The organism is Limnohabitans sp. 2KL-27, from assembly GCF_001269345.1.
GTDB lineage: Bacteria > Pseudomonadota > Gammaproteobacteria > Burkholderiales > Burkholderiaceae_C > Limnohabitans_A.
Genome location: NZ_CXOP01000002.1, coordinates 273,153 through 288,642, shown reverse-complemented (window position 1 = coordinate 288,642; position 15,490 = coordinate 273,153). Strand labels below are relative to the sequence as shown.

Here is a 15,490-nt window from a genome sequence, read left to right as displayed (position 1 = left end):
GCCTCAGGCGCTGACCACGTCCAAGATCAACTTCAACGAGACCAACAGCAAGCCAACCTGGACCCATTTGAAGAACCAGTCGTCGGCGATTTTGCGTGTCAGGTAAGCCCCGACCACGGTGCCCAACAGGGCAAACGGGATCAGCACCAAAGCCCCCATCATTTCTTCCGCGCCATAGGGCTGCAATTGGTGATAGGGTGCGAGTTTGGCCAGGTTGATGGCAGCGAAAAACAAAGTCGACGTGCCGGCAAACACCAACTTGGGCAGTTTTTGGGGAAGCAGATAAACTTGGAATGGGGGTCCCCCAGCGTGGGAGATGAAGCTGGCAAAACCCGAAACACCACCCCAAAAAATGCCTCGGCCCCAGCGCGCGGATTGCGCAATTTGAACGGTTTTGCGTTGTCGCCAGGCATTGAGCACAAACCCCACGCCCATCACACCGATCATCGCCTTGACGGCGGCATCCGACACCATGGTGGCTGTCAACCAACCGACCCAAATGCCCAGGATGCCAGCAGGCACAAGGATTTTCAGGTTGATGGCGCTGAATGCCTTGCGGTAAAGCCACAGGCCAACGGTGTCGGAGATGATGTAGATCGGCAGCAGCATGACCACCGCTTTGATCGGCGACATGTACAAGGACAGGATGGGGACCGACAACATGCCGACGGTGGGCAATCCGCCCTTGGACATGCCCACCAGGCTCGCCGCCAAACCGGCCCACATCAGGTAATGGAGGTCATTCATGACAGATCAAGGCGCAGTCATGGCGTGGCACAGCGACAGGCTTGGCTGACCTTGTTTCACAGGTAAGGCCGCGCCCAGCCCAGACCCCGCGACGTGCCGCCCGCCGAGGCATCGGCCGGGTTGTACTCGCAGCCGATCCAGCCGTCCCAGCCGCATTCGGCCGACACCTTGTCGATCACCTGGAAGATGTGCGTCCAGTTCACCTCGCCCGTGCCCGGCTCGTGGCGGTGCGGCACCTCGGCGATCTGGAAATGCCCGACCCGGCCCGTGGGCAGGTACTGCGCGATCTTGGCGCTCAGGTCGCCTTCGACGATCTGGCAATGGAACAAGTCCATCTGCACCTTCACATTGGACGCGCCCACGGCCTGCACGATGCGGTGCGCATGGTCTTGCCGGTTGAGGTGAAAGCCCGGCACGCTGCGGGTGTTGATCGGCTCGATCAGCACATCGCGCCCGGCTTTGGCGGCTTCGGCGGCAGCCCATTGCAAGTTGTTCACGAGCGTGGCATCCGCTGCTTCGGCATTGGCGCCTTCGGCCCGCAAACCCACCATGGCGTGGACGCGCGGGCAATTCAGAGCGTCGGCATAGACCAAAGCTTGGGCAAAGCCGGTACGGAACTCGGCTTCACGTCCCGGCACGCTGGCCGTGCCCCGGCTGCCGGTTTCCCAGGCTTGGCCAAAGCTGGCCGCATCGGTGCCGCCGGGCGGGGCGTTGAACAGCGCCTGTTGCAAACCGTTGGCCTTCAATCGGGCCGCCAACTCGGCCGCCGGATAAGGATAGGGAAACAAATACTCCACCGCCTTGAAACCGTCTTGGGCTGCGGCTTCAAAGCGGTCCAGAAACGGCAGGTCGGGGTACATCATGGACAGGTTGGCAGCAAAGCGGGGCATGGGGTTCTTTCGGTGTGCAAGGGGTTCAATCGCGGCGAGGGCGCCGCGCTTACAGGGTCACCAGCGGGCACCAAAGGTCTGGCGCAACTCGTCCAGATCGGTGGCGCGCAGCGCGGGGGTCTCGGGTTGCAGCAGCATGAGCTTGGCGGTTTCTTCGAGTTCTTCGAGCGTGGCCATGGCGGCGGCGGGCGTGTCGTGCCACACATTGGGCCCCAGGCGCGGCAGCATCACGGCGCGAATCGGCCTGCCTTGCGCGGCGTGGCTGCGGATCAATGCGGCCACTTCTTGGGCCGCATCGGGGCTGCCCGGGCGGTGGTAGCGCACCAGGGGCACATGGCCGACCTTCATCACAAAGTAGGGCGTGATTGGCGCCAGCAGTTCGGGGCCGTGGGCGTTCAGGCTGAGTGCCACGCAGTGCGTGCTGTGGGTGTGGATCACGCAGCGGGTGTCGGCATCGGTTTCGGCAGCGGCCGCGTAAATCTGGCGGTGCAAGGCGATGGTTTTGCTGCCTTTGTCGCCACTGACCTGCTGGCCCTGCAGGTCGAGCTTGGCCAGACGCGCAGGGTCGAGAAAGCCCAAGCACGCGTCGGTGGGCGTGATCAAAAAACCATCGTCCAGGCGCACGCTGATGTTGCCGGCTGTGGCGTGCACGTAGCCGCGCTCGAACAGGCTGCGGCCCACGCGGCAGATCTCTTCGCGGGCTTGGGATTCGGTGAAGTTCATGCCAGCACTGTAAAGGCTTTGGTGAAGAAATCTTCGGTGCCAAAGTTGCCCGACTTGAGTGCGATGTGCACGCCCGAAGGCGCATGGCACCACGGCACACCCGGGTCGATTTGCGGGCCGATTTGCAGCTGCGCGATGTCCAGCGCCTGCACGCAAGCGCCCGAGGTTTCACCGCCCGCCACCACCAACTGTTTCACGCCCAGACCGACCAGGCCCCGCGCCACAGCGGCCAGTGCGTGTTCGACCAAAGCGCCCGCTTCCGCCACGCCCAGTTGCGCCTGCACCGCCTTGACGGCTTCGGGCTCGGCGGTGGAATACACCAGCACCGGGCCGTCCTTCAAAAGTGGCGCGACCCAAGCCAGCACTTGCTGCACCACCGCTTCGCTTTGGCCGTGCATCAGGCTGGCGGGCGCGATGGCCCAAGCGGGTCGCCCCGTGGCCTTGAAGTGCGCCACCTGCGCGTTGGTGGCCAAAGAGCAGCTGCCCGAGACCACGGCTTGCAGGCCCTTGGCAGTGGGCAATTGGCTCGCTTGCAGCGAAGGCTTGAGGCCCCAGTTCGCGGGCAGGCCAATGGCCACGCCCGAGCCGGCGGTGACCAGCGGCATGTCTTTCAGAGCAGGACCCAGACGGTGCAGGTCTTCGTTGTTGGTGGCGTCCACCACCGCCACGCCCACCCCCTCGGCCCGCAACGCGGCGATGCGTTCGCGGATGGCCGCTTCACCTTGCGCCACGGTTTTGTAATCGATCAAGCCCACCTTGCGCTTTGTTTGCGCCTGCATCACGCGCACCAGGTTGGCATCTGTCATGGGCGTGAGCGGGTGGTTTTGCATGCCCGACTCATTGAGCAGCACGTTGCCCGCAAACAGATAGCCCTTGAACACCGTGCGCCCGTTGTCCGGGAAGGCGGGTGTGGCGATGGTGAAGTCGCATCCCAGCGCGTCCATCAGCGCCTCGCTCACGGGGCCAATATTGCCCTCGGGCGTGCTGTCAAAGGTCGAGCAGTATTTGAAATAAATTTGCTGTGCGCCTTGGCCTTGCAGCCACTGCAAGGCCTCGAGCGATTGCGCGATGGCCTCGTTGGCAGGAATCGTGCGCGACTTGAGCGCCACCACCACCGCGTCGACGTCTGCGGCCAGTGGCGAGGTGGGCACACCAATGGTCTGCACCACCCGCATGCCCGAGCGCACCAGGTTGTTGGCGAGGTCTGTGGCGCCGGTGAAATCGTCGGCAATGCAACCCAACTTCAAGCCGAGTTTCAGCGCGCTCATGCTTTGCCCTTGGGCAATTCAATGCCCGGGAAGATCTTGATCACCGCGCTGTCGTCTTCTTTCGCAAAGCCTGCGGTGCTGGCCTGCATGAACATTTGGTGCGCGGTGCTCGACAGCGGCAGTGGGAATTTGCTGGCCCGCGCCATGTCGAGCACGATGCCCAGATCCTTCACAAAAATGTCCACAGCCGACAGCGGCGTGTAGTCGGCCGCCAGCACATGGGCCATGCGGTTTTCAAACATCCAGCTGTTGCCTGCGCTGTTTGTGATCACCTCGTACAAAGCGGCAGCGTCCACACCTTCACGCAGGCCCAGGGCCATGGCTTCGGCCGCTGCGGCGATGTGCACGCCCGCCAGCAGTTGGTTGATGATCTTGACTTTGCTGCCCGCGCCCGCGCGCTCGCCCAGCTTGTAGACCTTGGCGGCCATGGCGTTCAAAAACGGTTCGGCCAGCGCGTAGGCTTCGGGCTTGCCGGCGGTCATCATGGTCATTTGTCCGGACGCCGCTTTGGCTGCACCCCCCGAAATCGGCGCGTCCACATAGCGCAGGCCCATGGCCTCCAGACGCGCTTCCAAGGCCACCGACCAGTTCGGGTCGACGGTGGAGCACATCACAAAGACGCTGCCCGGCTTCATGCTGGCGGCGCAACCGGGGGTGGTGCCATCGCCAAACAGCACGGCTTCGGTTTGCGCGGCGTTCACCACCACCGAGACCACCACATCGCACGCTGCCCCGAGCGAGGCCAAGGTGTCGTGCGCCGTGCCGCCTGCATGGGTGAAAGCCTCGGCCACTTCGCGGCGCACATCAAACACCTGCACGCTGTGCCCGGCGCGGCGCAGCGATGCGGCCATGCCCGAGCCCATGGCCCCCAAACCAATCAATCCCACTGTGCTCATGTTCGTGCTCTCAATCCAGATTGATCTTGGCGTAGGCCGCCACTTTTTTCCACTGCGCCATGTCGGCCTGCATGAAGCTGGCCATGCCTTGGGCGTTCACCCAGGTCGGCTCGGCACCGGCTTTCTGGATGGCGGCCTGGACTTCCGGCTGCTTGGCCACGCGCTCCAGGGCTTGTTCCAGTTTTTGCGCGACGGGTGCAGGCAAGCCCGCAGGCGCGGCCACGCCGAACCAGGCAAACACTTGGTAACCCTTGACGCCAGCTTCCTCCATGGTGGGCACGTTAGGCAAGGCGCTGCTGCGCTGGGGTGTGGTCACGGCCAAGGCCTTGAGCTTGCCGCCATTGATCAGGCCCAGAGCCGAGGGCAGGTTGTCGAACATCATGCTGACCTCGTCGGCCATCACCGCCGTCAGGCCCGCCGCAGCACCCCGGTAGGGGATGTGTGTGACGAAAATACCGGACATGCTTTTGTAGAGCTCTGCGCTCAGGTGCAAGGAGGTGCCTTGGCCGTTGGAGGCGTAGTTGAGTTGGCCGGGTTTGGCTTTGATGCGGGCGCTCAGGTCGGCCACGCTCTGGATGCCTGAAGCCGGGTTGACCACCAGCACGTTGGGCACACGACCGAGCAGGCCCACCGGCACGATTTGCTCAGGCTTGTAGGGCAGCTTGGTGTACAGCGCGGGGCTGATGGTCAAGGGCGGCGAGGCCATCAAGAGGGTGTAGCCGTCCGCTGCGGCGCGGGCCGCTTCGGCCGCACCCAGGTTGCCCCCGGCGCCGGGCTTGTTGTCGATCACGATGGGCTGCCCCAACTCTTGCGACAACTTGGGCGCCACCAAACGGGCCATGTTGTCGATCAGGCCGCCGGGTGGGAAAGGCACGACCAGTTTGATCGGGCGTGTCGGCCAGGCCTGCGCCGAAGCGGTGGGGGCCAAAAAGGGCGACAAGGCGACCACGGCAGCGGCTGCTGCGATCCAGTTTCTGCGGTGCATGGGGGCTCCTGAGTGAAATTAATCAGGTCATCATACAAATTTTGCAAGACCCCAGCAACAGGGAGAACACCGGGACGGCAGGTCTGAGCCCTCATCCCGAGAAAGTCTCTGGCGCCCTGCCCGCGCAGGCGCAAACCCATCGTGAGCCAGCCCATGGGTGACAGCGCATGCATGCACCGGCTTGTAAGCTGGAAACACCAGCACCCCCCACTCACACGGCGGGTGGGCCGGGCGATCGCCCCGGATGTTCAAAAAACCAGAAAGTTAGACGCGGCATGGACACGGCCAAACAAGTTTTCATCACCGGGGGCACCAGCGGCATTGGCGCGGCCATTGCCCGGGCATTTGCCGCCACGGGCGCCCATGTGACGGCCACCGGGGCCACGCCCGCCGAGGTCGAGGCGGCGCAAGCGTTGCCGGCCAACCATCGGATTGCCTTCCAGGTGCTGGATGTGCGGCTCAACGCGCAGGTGCAAAAGACGCTCGGCGAATTCACCGAGCTCGATGTGCTGGTCAATTGCGCGGGCATCGTTCAGCGCGGCGTCGAGCATGACCCAGAGGTGTTCGTCAAAACCGTGGACATCAACCTCAACGGCACGATGCGGGCCTGCGCTGCGGCGCGAGCAGGCCTCAAAGCCCGTCAGGGCTGCATCGTCAACACCGCCTCGATGCTGAGCTTTTTTGGCAGCGGCCCGACGCCGGGCTACAGCGCGAGCAAAGGCGGCGTGGCGCAGCTGACCAAGTCGCTGGCCATTGCCTATGCGGTCGACGGCATCCGGGTGAACGCGGTGGCGCCGGGCTGGATCGCCACGCCCTTGACGCAGGCGCTGCAAGACGACCCCACACGCAGCGCCCAGATTGTGGGTCGCACGCCCATGGGCCGCTGGGGCCAGCCCGAAGACGTGGCCGACCCGGTGCTGTTTTTGGCCAGCCCCGCAGCCCGCTTTGTCACGGGCGTGGTCTTGCCGGTGGATGGGGGCTACTTGGTTCAGTAAGGCCTGAACCAGGGCCGTTCATCCGGCCGTCCCACCCAGCTCAGGGTTGTGGGCCCCAAGGGGCGGACAGCATGAGCTTGTTGTTTTGCTCGCGCATCAGCGGGCGGATCTTGGCGGCAAAGGCCATGAACTCAGGGTCGGCAAACACCCCGGCCCAAAAAGCGCGACGGTCGGCGTCGTCGTCGAACTTCCAGACGTGGATCAGTTCGTTGATCGCCCCCACGTCACCGGTGAAATAGCCCACCAGTTTTTGCGGGTGCTTGGCCAGCGCAGGCCAGCCTTCGTTTTTGTACAGCGAAACGACTTCGGCCATTTTTCCGACGATCACAGAATAGGTGCGCAGCTCATACAGGGCCATGGAAACTCCAAAGGGTGAGGAAAGTGGTCTTCACTGTAGGGTTTCGGCGGGGCCGCGCCTGTCGGCAAGGTGACGCCCTGGCGCTGGCGGCCCTGTAAGATGAAAAAACGCCCGCCACGGGCATTTTGGATGGAATCGCCCATGAACGCCCCTCTTTCACATGCCGCCTTGTCGCCCGAACCAGGCCTCGTCCAAGCCGCCGATTTGGCCGCCTTGCCCCTCATTGAAAAATGGATCGCCTTTGCCACCGTCTCGCGCGACAGCAACTTGGCCTTGCTGGACTGGACCGAGGCTTATCTGAACGATTTGGGCATCGCCTGCAGCCGCACCTACGACGACAGCGGCCAAAAAGCCAACCTGTGGGCCACACTGCCCGCGCACGACGGCGAAACCAAAATCGGTGGCCTGGTGCTGTCGGGCCACACCGACGTGGTGCCGGTGGACGGCCAGCCTTGGGACACCGACCCGTTCAAGGTCACCGTGATCGGCGACAAGATGTACGGCCGGGGCGTGACCGACATGAAGAGCTTTGGCGCCATCTGTTTGATGATGGTGCCCGAGTTGCTCAAGCGCAAACTCAAGCGTCCGATCCATTTGGCCTTCAGCTACGACGAAGAAGTCGGCTGCATCGGCGTGCGCCGCATGATCGCCGACATGCAGGCCCAAGGTTTCAAGCCCGCAGGCTGCATCGTGGGCGAGCCTACCGGCATGCAGGTGGTGATCGCGCACAAAGGCAAGCACTCGTACAAAACCACGGTGCACGGTTTTGAGGCGCACTCCTCGCTCACCCCGTTGGGCGTGAACGCGGTCGAAATCGCGTGCGAGTTCGTCGCCAACCTGAAAAGCATGCACCGCGAGCTGGTGCAAAACGGCCCCTTCGATCCGATTTATGACGTGCCCCACACGACGGTCCACACCGGCGTGATCGCGGGCGGCACCGCGCTCAACATCATTCCGCGCCAGTGCGAGGTGACCTGGGAAATCCGCCACCACCACATGAACACGCCCGAAGACCTGTTTGCACGGGCCAAGGCTTTTGGCGAGGCTCTGTTGCCCGCCATGCAGGCGGTGGCCGCCGACACGGGCATCACGCACGAGCTCAAGTCGGTGCTGCCTGGCTTTGCCACGGCCGCCGACAGCGAGATCGCGCAGCTGTGTTTTGACTGCGCCGAGGTCGACCCGGCCAGCGGCGCGGGCAAGGTGTCGTTTGGCACGGAAGCTGCTCTGTTCCACCAGGCGGGTGTGCCCACCATCGTGTGCGGTCCCGGCCACATCGCGCAGGCCCACCAACCCAACGAGTGGGTCACGCTGGAACAACTGGCTTGGTGCGAGCGCTTCATGCGCCGCCTGGCCGACCGGGTCTGCGTGGCCTGATCCATTTCAACGGTTCAAAACCTTCATTAGGAAACTTTCATGATTCAACGGCGTGAACTCTTGGCATCCAGTTTGGGCACCGCATTGCTGTCGGCGGTCGGCATGGCCCAGGCCCAATCTTCCAAACCGGTGCGCATCGTGGTGCCTTTTGCACCGGGTGGTGTGCAAGACATCCTGGCCCGCTCGTTCTCGGTCGAAATGGGGGCGGCATTGGGCCAAACCGTGATCGTGGAAAACCGCGCGGGTGCAGGCGGCACCATTGGCAACGCTTTTGTCGCCCGGGCCGAAGCCGATGGCTCGGTCATGGTCATGGCCGCCGCCAGCCACAACATTGCAGGCTCGCTGTACACCAAGCTTTCTTACGACCCGCAAAAGGACTTTGCGCCGCTGGGACACATCGGCAGCGCCAGCTACGTGCTCATGGTGCACCCCGATGTGCCGGCCAAGACGGCCGCCGAATACATCCGCCACGCCAAGGCCAACCCCGGCAAAATGAACTACGCCACGGCCGGTGTGGGCAGCGCCACGCATTTGTCCATGGCTTACTTCAACGGCCTGGCCGGCATCGATGTGGTGCATGTGCCGCTCAAAGCCACGGGCGAGGCGATCAACGAAGTCATCTCCGGCCGTGCCCAAGCGGTGATTGCCGCCAGCATTGGGGCCTTGGCCTTTGCCAAGGACAGCCGCATCCGCTTGCTGGGCGTGACCTCGCCCAAGCGCAGCAAATACCTGCCCGATCTGCCCACCATCGCCGAAAGCGGTTTGCCGGGGTACCAGTTCGATTCGTGGTTTGGTTTGCTGGGTCCGGCTGCCGTGCCTGCAGAACAGGCCAACCGCATCCACGCGGCCGTGAGCAAGCTGCTCAAGGACCCGGTGATCCTGGAACGCCTGGACAAGCAAGGCATCGAACCCCGGGACTTGAGCAATGCCGATTTTGGCAAGCTGCTGGCCGCTGACTACGTGCGCATGGCGCAGGTGGTCAAGGCCTCAGGCGCCAAGATCGACTGAGCACAAAAGATGAATGGGCTGGGAGCAGCCCATTCAGTCAAAGCCCCGAACCAGCAGCACGGGGACGGGGCTGGTGCGCAAAATTTGCTCTGAGCCACTGCCCAACAGCAAGCGGCCAATGCCCCGGCGGCCATGACTGCCGACCACCAACAGATCAGCCCCCCAGTCGCCGGCTGCATCGGCCACCGAATTTCCCAGGCGCTGGCCTGCGCGCTCCAGCAGCAAGGTGTCGGCAGTCACCCCCAGCTTTTGCGCGGCCGCCAGAGCGTCTTGCAAGATCTTCTGGCCCGCCTCCCGTGCTTGCTTGATCAAATCACTGGAATACTCATAGGCGTCAAGGAAGGACGTCTCGTCAATACAGTGCAGCAGACGGACACTGGCCTGATCGTCTTGTGCCAAGCGCAAAGCAAAGTCCACGGCTTTGTTGGAAGTGGCGCTGCCGTCCACGGGAACAAGGATTTTTTGAATACGGGCATGAAGTTCTCCGAAGTGAGGTGATGGCGTGGGGATCCGCGCCGCACACGGATCCCCAGCTTGAACTTGGGAGCCCGTGTGATCCGATGCTAGAAAAATGGGCGGGATAAAACCATCGGCCTTTGGATAGAGACCTCTATACCGGCCTATACCTGCCCGTCACTTCCAAGCGCTGCCAATCTCCCACGCGATGTAGGCCAGCACCCAAAACAGGCGGTGGCGCTGCGGGATGGGTTGGAGGCGTCTTCAGGCCTTGATTGCGCCCTTGGCCAGCTGGCCCACCAACTCGGGCAGCAGGGTTTGCGGGTCGACCGCCTGGCAGGCGGCGGCCAGCGTGGCTTGCATGGCTTGGGCCGCCGCGTCGTGCGAGCCGGTTTCGCGCGCCATGTCGGCGTAGTAGCCCAGGTCCTTGAGGGCATTGCCCATCGAAAAGCGCAAGCCCGAGGTTTCGCCGTGCAACAAATAGGGCTTGAGGCGCTCGAGCGCTGCACCCCAGCCACCGCCTTTTTCCAGCACCTCGACAAACACCGCGTCGTTGATGCCCGAGCGGCGCGCGCAGGCCGCCGCCTCGGCCAGCAGCGTCACCGAGCCGAGCGAGACAAAGTTGTGCAGCAGCTTCATGCTGTGGCCGGCGCTCACGCCCCCCGCGTGCACGATGTTTTCGGCAAAGGTGGACAGCAGTGGGCGCACCTCTTCGAGCAGCGCCGCGTCACCACCGATCAGCAGGTTGAGGCGGCCTTGCATCGCTTCGTTGGGCGTGCGGGTCATGGCTGCGTCCATGAAGCGCACGCCATGCTGCGCCAGCTTGGCCGCCACTTGCTGGGTGGACGCCGGAATGCTGGTTGAGCAGTCGATCACTGTCATGCCCGCGCGCAAGCCCGCCAGCAAACCGCTGTCACCTGCGAGGATGGCCTCGACCTGGGCCGAGCCGTTGACGCACAGGATCACGATGTCGCTGGCCTGGGCCACCGCCTGCGCGGTGGGTGCGGTCGTGGCACCGGCGGCGATCAGCTCACCCAAGGGCTGGTTGCCCGGGTGTTCCATGGCCGTGAGCGCGAAGCCTTTTTTGACGATGTTGGTGGCGATGCCCAGACCCATCAGGCCCAGGCCGATCATGCCGATGCGGGGGTTGTTCATTGGCTTACCCGTGTTTGAGGGTGATGGTCTTGAGCGTGGTGAAGCTGTACAGCGCCTCGAACCCTTTTTCACGGCCGTGGCCGCTGGCCTTGACGCCACCAAACGGCAGCTCGATGCCGCCACCCGCGCCGTAGTTGTTGACGAACACTTGGCCGCTTTGTAAGCGACGCGCCATGCGCAGCTGGCGACCGCCATCCTGCGTCCACAGGGCTGCGGCCAAGCCGTATTCGGTGCCGTTGGCCAGCTCGATGGCGTGGTCTTCGTCGTCAAAGGGCGAGATGGTCAAGACCGGGCCGAATATTTCTTCTTGCGCCAAGCGGTGCGCGATGGGCACATCGCGGATCAGGGTGGGCACTTGGTAGAAGCCGCCTTGGGGCGCTTCGGGCACCAGCTGGCCTTGTGCGGCAATCGGCAAGCCATCTTGCTTGGCCAGCTCGACAAAGCTGCGCACGCGCTGCATCTGCGACGCGCGGATCAGCGGGCCGCAGTTCAGGTCCATGTGGGCCGGGCCGGTGCGGGTCGCGGCAAAGGACTGGGCCAGGCGTTCCACCACCGCCTCGTACACCGGGCGGTGCACCAAGGCGCGGCTGCCCGCCGAGCAGGTCTGGCCAGCGTTTTGCACGATGGCGTTGGTCACCACCGTGGTCATGGCGTCCATGTCGGCGTCGCCAAAAATGATCTGCGGCGACTTGCCGCCCAGCTCCAGCGTGACGGGCGCATGGTGTTCGGCCGCGGCTTGGATCACCAGCTGGCCCACGCGCGGTGAGCCGGTGAATGACACATGGTCCACGCCCGGGTGACGCACCAGCAGGTCGCCCGCTTCGTGACCATAGCCGGTGACGATGTTGAGCGCCCCGGCCGGAAAGCCGACCTCGGCGGCCATCTCGGCCACACGCAAGATCGACAGGCAGGCGTCTTCGGCGGGCTTGACCACGCAGGCGTTGCCCACTGCCAGCGACGCCGCCACGCTGCGGCCAAAAATTTGCAGTGGGTAGTTCCAGGGGATCACATGGCCCGTCACGCCAAACGGTTCGCGCAGTGTGAACACGGTGTGGCCGTTGTAGAACGGAATGGTCTCGCCCATCAACTTGTCGGCGGCGCCGGCATAAAACTCGAAGTAACGCGCCACTGCTGTGACGTCGCCGCGCGCCAGCGTGGTGGGCTTGCCGCAGTCGCGCGACTCGATGGCGGCCAGCTCGTCGATGTGCGCCAGCATGTGCTGCGACAGGCGCTGCAGCAAACGGCCGCGTTCGGTGGCGGTCAGCCGGCCCCAGTCGCCCTGGAAGGCCTCGCGGGCGGCGTGCACCGCGCGGTCAATGTCGGCCGCGTTGCCGCGGGCAATGGCGTTGAACTGTTCGCCGGTGGACGGATCGATGACCGGGATGTCCTGGCCCGAGGCCGGAGCGGTGTGCTGGTTGGCGATGTAGTGCAGTTTCATGGGACCTGTCTCCAATGTCATGCGGTCAGTTTACCGCCTGCCCGCAGGTGCCTTGCGGCGCTGACCGAATCCACCGCCTTGCACCAAGGGGCTGCTTGGCAAACCCTGGACGGAGGATCCGAAGCGTGCATTTGCAGCACCGAAAACGCCGCTCAGCCGCCTGCCCTTGAGTGCCACCCTAGGGAAAACGATAGGGTTGGTTGATTAGATCAATCGTGTTGAAAGTGCATAGAGTCAGCAGAGGTCACCCCAACCTTTTCCCATACAAAACCCAGGAGACACCATGAAACGCCGCCACTTGCTGGTCACAGCTGCAGCATCCTTGCCACTTTTGCACGCGCCGCAAGCGCTTGCCCAGTCCGACAAGCCCATCAAACTCCTCGTGGGGTTTCCGCCCGGTGGCTCGATCGACACCGTGGCCCGCACGATTGCCGAGAAAATGCGGGTCGATCTGAACCAGCCTGTGGTGATTGAAAACAAGACCGGTGCGGGTGGCCGCCTGGCCGCCGAATTGCTGAAAAACGCGCCGGCCGATGGCACCACCTTGATGATCACCCCCGTGGTGGTGCCGGTGCTGGCCCCCTTGGTGTTCAGCAAGTTGCCCTACAACCCCGCGACCGATTTCACGCCGGTCGGCCATGTGGTCAATTTCAACTTCGGGCTGGCGGTCAAGGGCGACTCGCCCATCAAGTCCGTGTCCGAGTTCGTGGCCTGGCTCAAGGCCAATCCACAAAAAGCCAGTTTTGGTTCGCCTGCAGCGGGCAGCTTGCCGCATTTCTTTGGCCTGATGCTGGCCCGGGAGGCCAAAGTGGACATGGTGCATATTTCCTACAACGGCGGTGCACCTTTGCAAACGGCCGTGTTGGGCGATCAGGTGCCTGCAGGCATTGACGTGGTGTTCGAGTTTTTGCAAAACCACCGCGCCGGCAAGGCCCGCATCATCGCCACCTCGGGCCGCGCACGCGCCAAAGTCTTGCCCGATGTGCCCACATTTGCCGAGCAGGGTTTCCCCAACATCGTTGGGCAGGGCTGGTTCGGTTTGTATGCGCCGCCCAAAACCGCCAGCGCAGAGGTCGAGCGGGTCAACAAGGCGCTGAACAAAGCCCTGGCATCGCCCGATGTGATCGAGAAGTTCCTGTCGCTGGGTCTTGAAACCGGCGGTGGCAGCGCGGCCGATTTGAGCCGCATCATGGAAGTCGACACCAACCGCTGGGGCCCGATCGTCAGGGCTTCCGGCTTCAAAGCCGACTGAGCGCGAGGCCCGCATGAACCCAGAAAATGGCACCCCGCACAGCGGGGAGGCTTACCTGTCTTCGGAATTTATTCGCGACGCTTGGTATGTGGCCGCGTGGGACCACGAAGTGGGCCACAGCGGCACGCTCGCCCGCACCTTGCTGGGCGAGCCGGTGGTGTTTTACCGCGACACGCAGGGCCAGGTGGTGGCCTTGGCCGACAAATGCCCACACCGGGCGGCACCGCTGTCGCATGGCCGGGTCGAGGGGGACCACATCCGCTGCCTGTATCACGGCATGCAGTTCAACCCGCAAGGTGCTTGCACCGACATCCCGGGCCAGTCGCAAATTCCCCCATCTGCCTGTGTCAAGGCCTACCGGGTGGTTGAGCGCGACCGCTTCATCTGGATCTGGATGGGCGACCCAGCCTTGGCCGACCCTGCCCGGATTCTGGATTTCTTCTGGCACGATCACCCCGAGTGGCGCATGAAGCCCGGTTACATCCATTACCAGGCGCACTACCAGCTGGTGGTGGACAACCTGCTGGATTTTTCGCACCTGTCTTTTGTGCACCCGACCACGTTGGGCACCGTCTCCAATGCCCAGGTCCGGGCCCAGATCGACCGCCTGACGGACGATGCAGCCGGGCCGGGCCTGCGCATCACGCGCTGGTACATCAACGACGAGATGTCCCCCAACCACCAGCGCGTGGCGACATTTGAGGGCCTGGTAGACCGCTGGCAAATCTACGAATGGCATGCACCGGCCTTTTTGCGCATGGATGCGGGTTCTGCCCCCACGGGCACCGGTGCGCCAGAGGGCACCCGCGTGCCTGAAGCCTTGCAGTTTCGCCACACCTCGGTGCAAACGCCCGAGACCGATGGCACCACGCATTACTTCTTTTGCCAGGCCCACCACTTCATGCTGGACAGGCCCGAGATCACCGAGGCGATTTTTCAGGACGTGGTCAAGGCCTTCGGCGAAGACCGCAGCATCATCGAAGCGCAGCAGCGCAACCTGAACCTGGACCCGCATTTCAAACCCGTGGCCACCGCCCACGACAGCGGCCTGAACCAAGCCCGTTTCATCATCAAACGCCGTTTGCAGCAAGAAGCTGCCATGGCGAGCCCAGCAACCCGCCAGAAAACCAGCCCATGACACCCAGACTTCACAACAAGGTGGCTGTCGTCACCGGCGCCGCCTCAGGCTTTGGCGCCAGCATCGCCGAGCGTTTTGCCCAAGAAGGTGCCCGCGTGGTGGTGGTCGACCTGAACCTTGAAAAAGGCCAGGAAGTGGCCAGCCGCATTGGCGGCGTCGCCTGCCGCTGTGATGTTTCCAGCAGTGCCGACATTGAACAGCTGCTCCAGTTCACCCTGGCGCAATTTGGCCGTCTGGACATCGTGGTCAACAACGCCGGCACCACCCACCCCAACAAGCCTGCCGGTGAGGTGACCGAGGCCGAGTTCGACAGGCTCTACCAAGTGAACGTGAAGAGTCTGTTCCACATGAACCGCCATGTGACCCCGCTCTTTCGCCAGCAATGTGGGGGTGTTTTTGTGAACGTGGCCTCCACCACGGGGGTGCGCCCTGGCCCCGGGCTGTGCTGGTACAGCGCCAGCAAGGGCGCGGTCATCACCGCCAGCAAGGGGCTGGCGCTGGAGCTGGCCAAGGACCAAATCCGGGTCTGCGTGATCAACCCCATGATTGGCGAAACGCCTCTCATGGAGCAGTTCATGGGCATGCCCGACACCCCCGAAAACCGGCAAAAATTCTTGGCACGCATTCCTTTGGGCCGTTTTACCCAGCCGCTGGATGTGGCCCATGCGGCGGTTTACCTGGCCAGCGATGAGGCCGCCTTCCTCACGGGGGTGTGTCTCGATGTGGACGGCGGACGCAACATCTGACTGACACAATACGCCCACCCCAGCTTATGTTGCACCGTCAGGCCTGCTGCGGCCTGTGCTG

At 63.6% G+C, this 15,490-nt stretch carries 16 protein-coding genes; 6 read left to right on the top strand and 10 right to left on the bottom strand.

Features of this window, described 5'->3' with window-relative positions; genetic code table 11:
- Positions 1–3 precede the first annotated feature (3 nt).
- The 6 genes from LHAB_RS03995 to LHAB_RS03970 are packed head-to-tail and all read right to left on the bottom strand — an operon-like array spanning position 4 to position 5,509.
- Positions 4–747, bottom strand: coding sequence for a sulfite exporter TauE/SafE family protein (locus LHAB_RS03995; protein ID WP_228763337.1), 744 nt, complete (start codon positions 745–747; stop codon positions 4–6).
- A 56-nt stretch (positions 748–803) separates the two neighbouring features.
- A complete protein-coding gene (gene otnI, locus LHAB_RS03990; protein WP_090044085.1) occupies positions 804–1,637 on the bottom strand; it encodes a 2-oxo-tetronate isomerase in 834 nt (277 codons plus the stop codon).
- Between the two features lie 57 nt (positions 1,638–1,694).
- A complete protein-coding gene (locus tag LHAB_RS03985) occupies positions 1,695–2,360 on the bottom strand; it encodes a class II aldolase/adducin family protein (RefSeq protein WP_090044084.1) in 666 nt (221 codons plus the stop codon).
- Complete coding sequence (otnK, locus tag LHAB_RS03980) at positions 2,357–3,628, bottom strand: 3-oxo-tetronate kinase (RefSeq protein ID WP_090044083.1); 1,272 nt, start codon at positions 3,626–3,628, stop codon at positions 2,357–2,359. The genes LHAB_RS03985 and otnK overlap by 4 nt, the downstream gene beginning before the upstream one ends.
- Entirely contained in the window at positions 3,625–4,524 is a 900-nt protein-coding gene (gene ltnD / locus LHAB_RS03975; protein ID WP_194943086.1) for an L-threonate dehydrogenase, read from the bottom strand. The genes otnK and ltnD overlap by 4 nt, the downstream gene beginning before the upstream one ends.
- Before the next feature lie 10 nt (positions 4,525–4,534).
- Positions 4,535–5,509, bottom strand: coding sequence for a Bug family tripartite tricarboxylate transporter substrate binding protein (locus tag LHAB_RS03970; RefSeq protein WP_090044082.1), 975 nt, complete (start codon positions 5,507–5,509; stop codon positions 4,535–4,537).
- A gap of 275 nt (positions 5,510–5,784) precedes the next feature.
- Here LHAB_RS03970 and LHAB_RS03965 point away from each other — a divergent pair, with 275 nt between their 5' ends.
- Positions 5,785–6,504 carry an SDR family NAD(P)-dependent oxidoreductase gene (locus tag LHAB_RS03965; RefSeq protein ID WP_090044081.1) on the top strand — a complete coding sequence of 240 codons (720 nt, stop codon included), beginning with the start codon at positions 5,785–5,787 and terminating at the stop codon, positions 6,502–6,504.
- A 40-nt stretch (positions 6,505–6,544) separates the two neighbouring features.
- Here the strand turns inward: LHAB_RS03965 and LHAB_RS03960 are convergent, their stop codons facing one another.
- Positions 6,545–6,862, bottom strand: coding sequence for an NIPSNAP family protein (locus LHAB_RS03960; RefSeq protein ID WP_090044080.1), 318 nt, complete (start codon positions 6,860–6,862; stop codon positions 6,545–6,547).
- Between the two features lie 141 nt (positions 6,863–7,003).
- On the opposite strand from LHAB_RS03960, the gene argE reads away from it, so the two are divergent.
- Complete coding sequence (gene argE / locus LHAB_RS03955; RefSeq protein ID WP_090047636.1) at positions 7,004–8,236, top strand: acetylornithine deacetylase; 1,233 nt, start codon at positions 7,004–7,006, stop codon at positions 8,234–8,236.
- A 39-nt stretch (positions 8,237–8,275) separates the two neighbouring features.
- Positions 8,276–9,244, top strand: a complete 969-nt coding sequence (locus LHAB_RS03950) for a tripartite tricarboxylate transporter substrate binding protein (protein ID WP_090044079.1) — start codon at positions 8,276–8,278, stop codon at positions 9,242–9,244.
- A 33-nt stretch (positions 9,245–9,277) separates the two neighbouring features.
- Here LHAB_RS03950 and LHAB_RS03945 read toward each other — a convergent pair whose 3' ends face one another.
- The 3 genes from LHAB_RS03945 to LHAB_RS03935 form a co-directional block, all read right to left on the bottom strand.
- On the bottom strand, positions 9,278–9,703 hold the full coding sequence (locus LHAB_RS03945) for a universal stress protein (RefSeq protein WP_369814124.1): 426 nt from the start codon (positions 9,701–9,703) through the stop codon (positions 9,278–9,280).
- 261 nt (positions 9,704–9,964) lie between these two features.
- Complete coding sequence (locus LHAB_RS03940) at positions 9,965–10,855, bottom strand: NAD(P)-dependent oxidoreductase (protein ID WP_090044077.1); 891 nt, start codon at positions 10,853–10,855, stop codon at positions 9,965–9,967.
- Between the two features lie 4 nt (positions 10,856–10,859).
- Positions 10,860–12,293, bottom strand: a complete 1,434-nt coding sequence (locus LHAB_RS03935; protein ID WP_090044076.1) for an aldehyde dehydrogenase family protein — start codon at positions 12,291–12,293, stop codon at positions 10,860–10,862.
- A 283-nt stretch (positions 12,294–12,576) separates the two neighbouring features.
- On the opposite strand from LHAB_RS03935, the gene LHAB_RS03930 reads away from it, so the two are divergent.
- The 3 genes from LHAB_RS03930 to LHAB_RS03920 are packed head-to-tail and all read left to right on the top strand — an operon-like array spanning position 12,577 to position 15,429.
- Positions 12,577–13,545, top strand: a complete 969-nt coding sequence (locus LHAB_RS03930; protein ID WP_090044075.1) for a Bug family tripartite tricarboxylate transporter substrate binding protein — start codon at positions 12,577–12,579, stop codon at positions 13,543–13,545.
- 13 nt (positions 13,546–13,558) lie between these two features.
- A complete protein-coding gene (locus tag LHAB_RS03925; protein ID WP_090044074.1) occupies positions 13,559–14,683 on the top strand; it encodes an aromatic ring-hydroxylating dioxygenase subunit alpha in 1,125 nt (374 codons plus the stop codon).
- A complete protein-coding gene (locus LHAB_RS03920) occupies positions 14,680–15,429 on the top strand; it encodes a glucose 1-dehydrogenase (RefSeq protein WP_090044073.1) in 750 nt (249 codons plus the stop codon). Before LHAB_RS03925 ends, LHAB_RS03920 begins: the two co-directional genes overlap by 4 nt.
- The last annotated feature ends 61 nt before the right edge of the window (positions 15,430–15,490 follow it).

What these genes read in the sequence shown, in the direction of transcription:
- LHAB_RS03960 (WP_090044080.1), bottom strand. Translation starts at nt 6,862, where the DNA reads ATGGCCCTGTATGAGCTGCGCACCTATTCTGTGATCGTCGGAAAAATG.
- LHAB_RS03965 (WP_090044081.1), top strand. Translation starts at nt 5,785, where the DNA reads ATGGACACGGCCAAACAAGTTTTCATCACCGGGGGCACCAGCGGCATT.
- ltnD (WP_194943086.1), bottom strand. Translation starts at nt 4,524, where the DNA reads ATGAGCACAGTGGGATTGATTGGTTTGGGGGCCATGGGCTCGGGCATG.
- LHAB_RS03930 (WP_090044075.1), top strand. Translation starts at nt 12,577, where the DNA reads ATGAAACGCCGCCACTTGCTGGTCACAGCTGCAGCATCCTTGCCACTT.
- LHAB_RS03970 (WP_090044082.1), bottom strand. Translation starts at nt 5,509, where the DNA reads ATGCACCGCAGAAACTGGATCGCAGCAGCCGCTGCCGTGGTCGCCTTG.
- argE (WP_090047636.1), top strand. Translation starts at nt 7,004, where the DNA reads ATGAACGCCCCTCTTTCACATGCCGCCTTGTCGCCCGAACCAGGCCTC.
- LHAB_RS03935 (WP_090044076.1), bottom strand. Translation starts at nt 12,293, where the DNA reads ATGAAACTGCACTACATCGCCAACCAGCACACCGCTCCGGCCTCGGGC.
- otnI (WP_090044085.1), bottom strand. Translation starts at nt 1,637, where the DNA reads ATGCCCCGCTTTGCTGCCAACCTGTCCATGATGTACCCCGACCTGCCG.
- otnK (WP_090044083.1), bottom strand. Translation starts at nt 3,628, where the DNA reads ATGAGCGCGCTGAAACTCGGCTTGAAGTTGGGTTGCATTGCCGACGAT.
- LHAB_RS03925 (WP_090044074.1), top strand. Translation starts at nt 13,559, where the DNA reads ATGAACCCAGAAAATGGCACCCCGCACAGCGGGGAGGCTTACCTGTCT.
- LHAB_RS03950 (WP_090044079.1), top strand. Translation starts at nt 8,276, where the DNA reads ATGATTCAACGGCGTGAACTCTTGGCATCCAGTTTGGGCACCGCATTG.
- LHAB_RS03940 (WP_090044077.1), bottom strand. Translation starts at nt 10,855, where the DNA reads ATGAACAACCCCCGCATCGGCATGATCGGCCTGGGCCTGATGGGTCTG.
- LHAB_RS03985 (WP_090044084.1), bottom strand. Translation starts at nt 2,360, where the DNA reads ATGAACTTCACCGAATCCCAAGCCCGCGAAGAGATCTGCCGCGTGGGC.
- LHAB_RS03920 (WP_090044073.1), top strand. Translation starts at nt 14,680, where the DNA reads ATGACACCCAGACTTCACAACAAGGTGGCTGTCGTCACCGGCGCCGCC.
- LHAB_RS03995 (WP_228763337.1), bottom strand. Translation starts at nt 747, where the DNA reads ATGAATGACCTCCATTACCTGATGTGGGCCGGTTTGGCGGCGAGCCTG.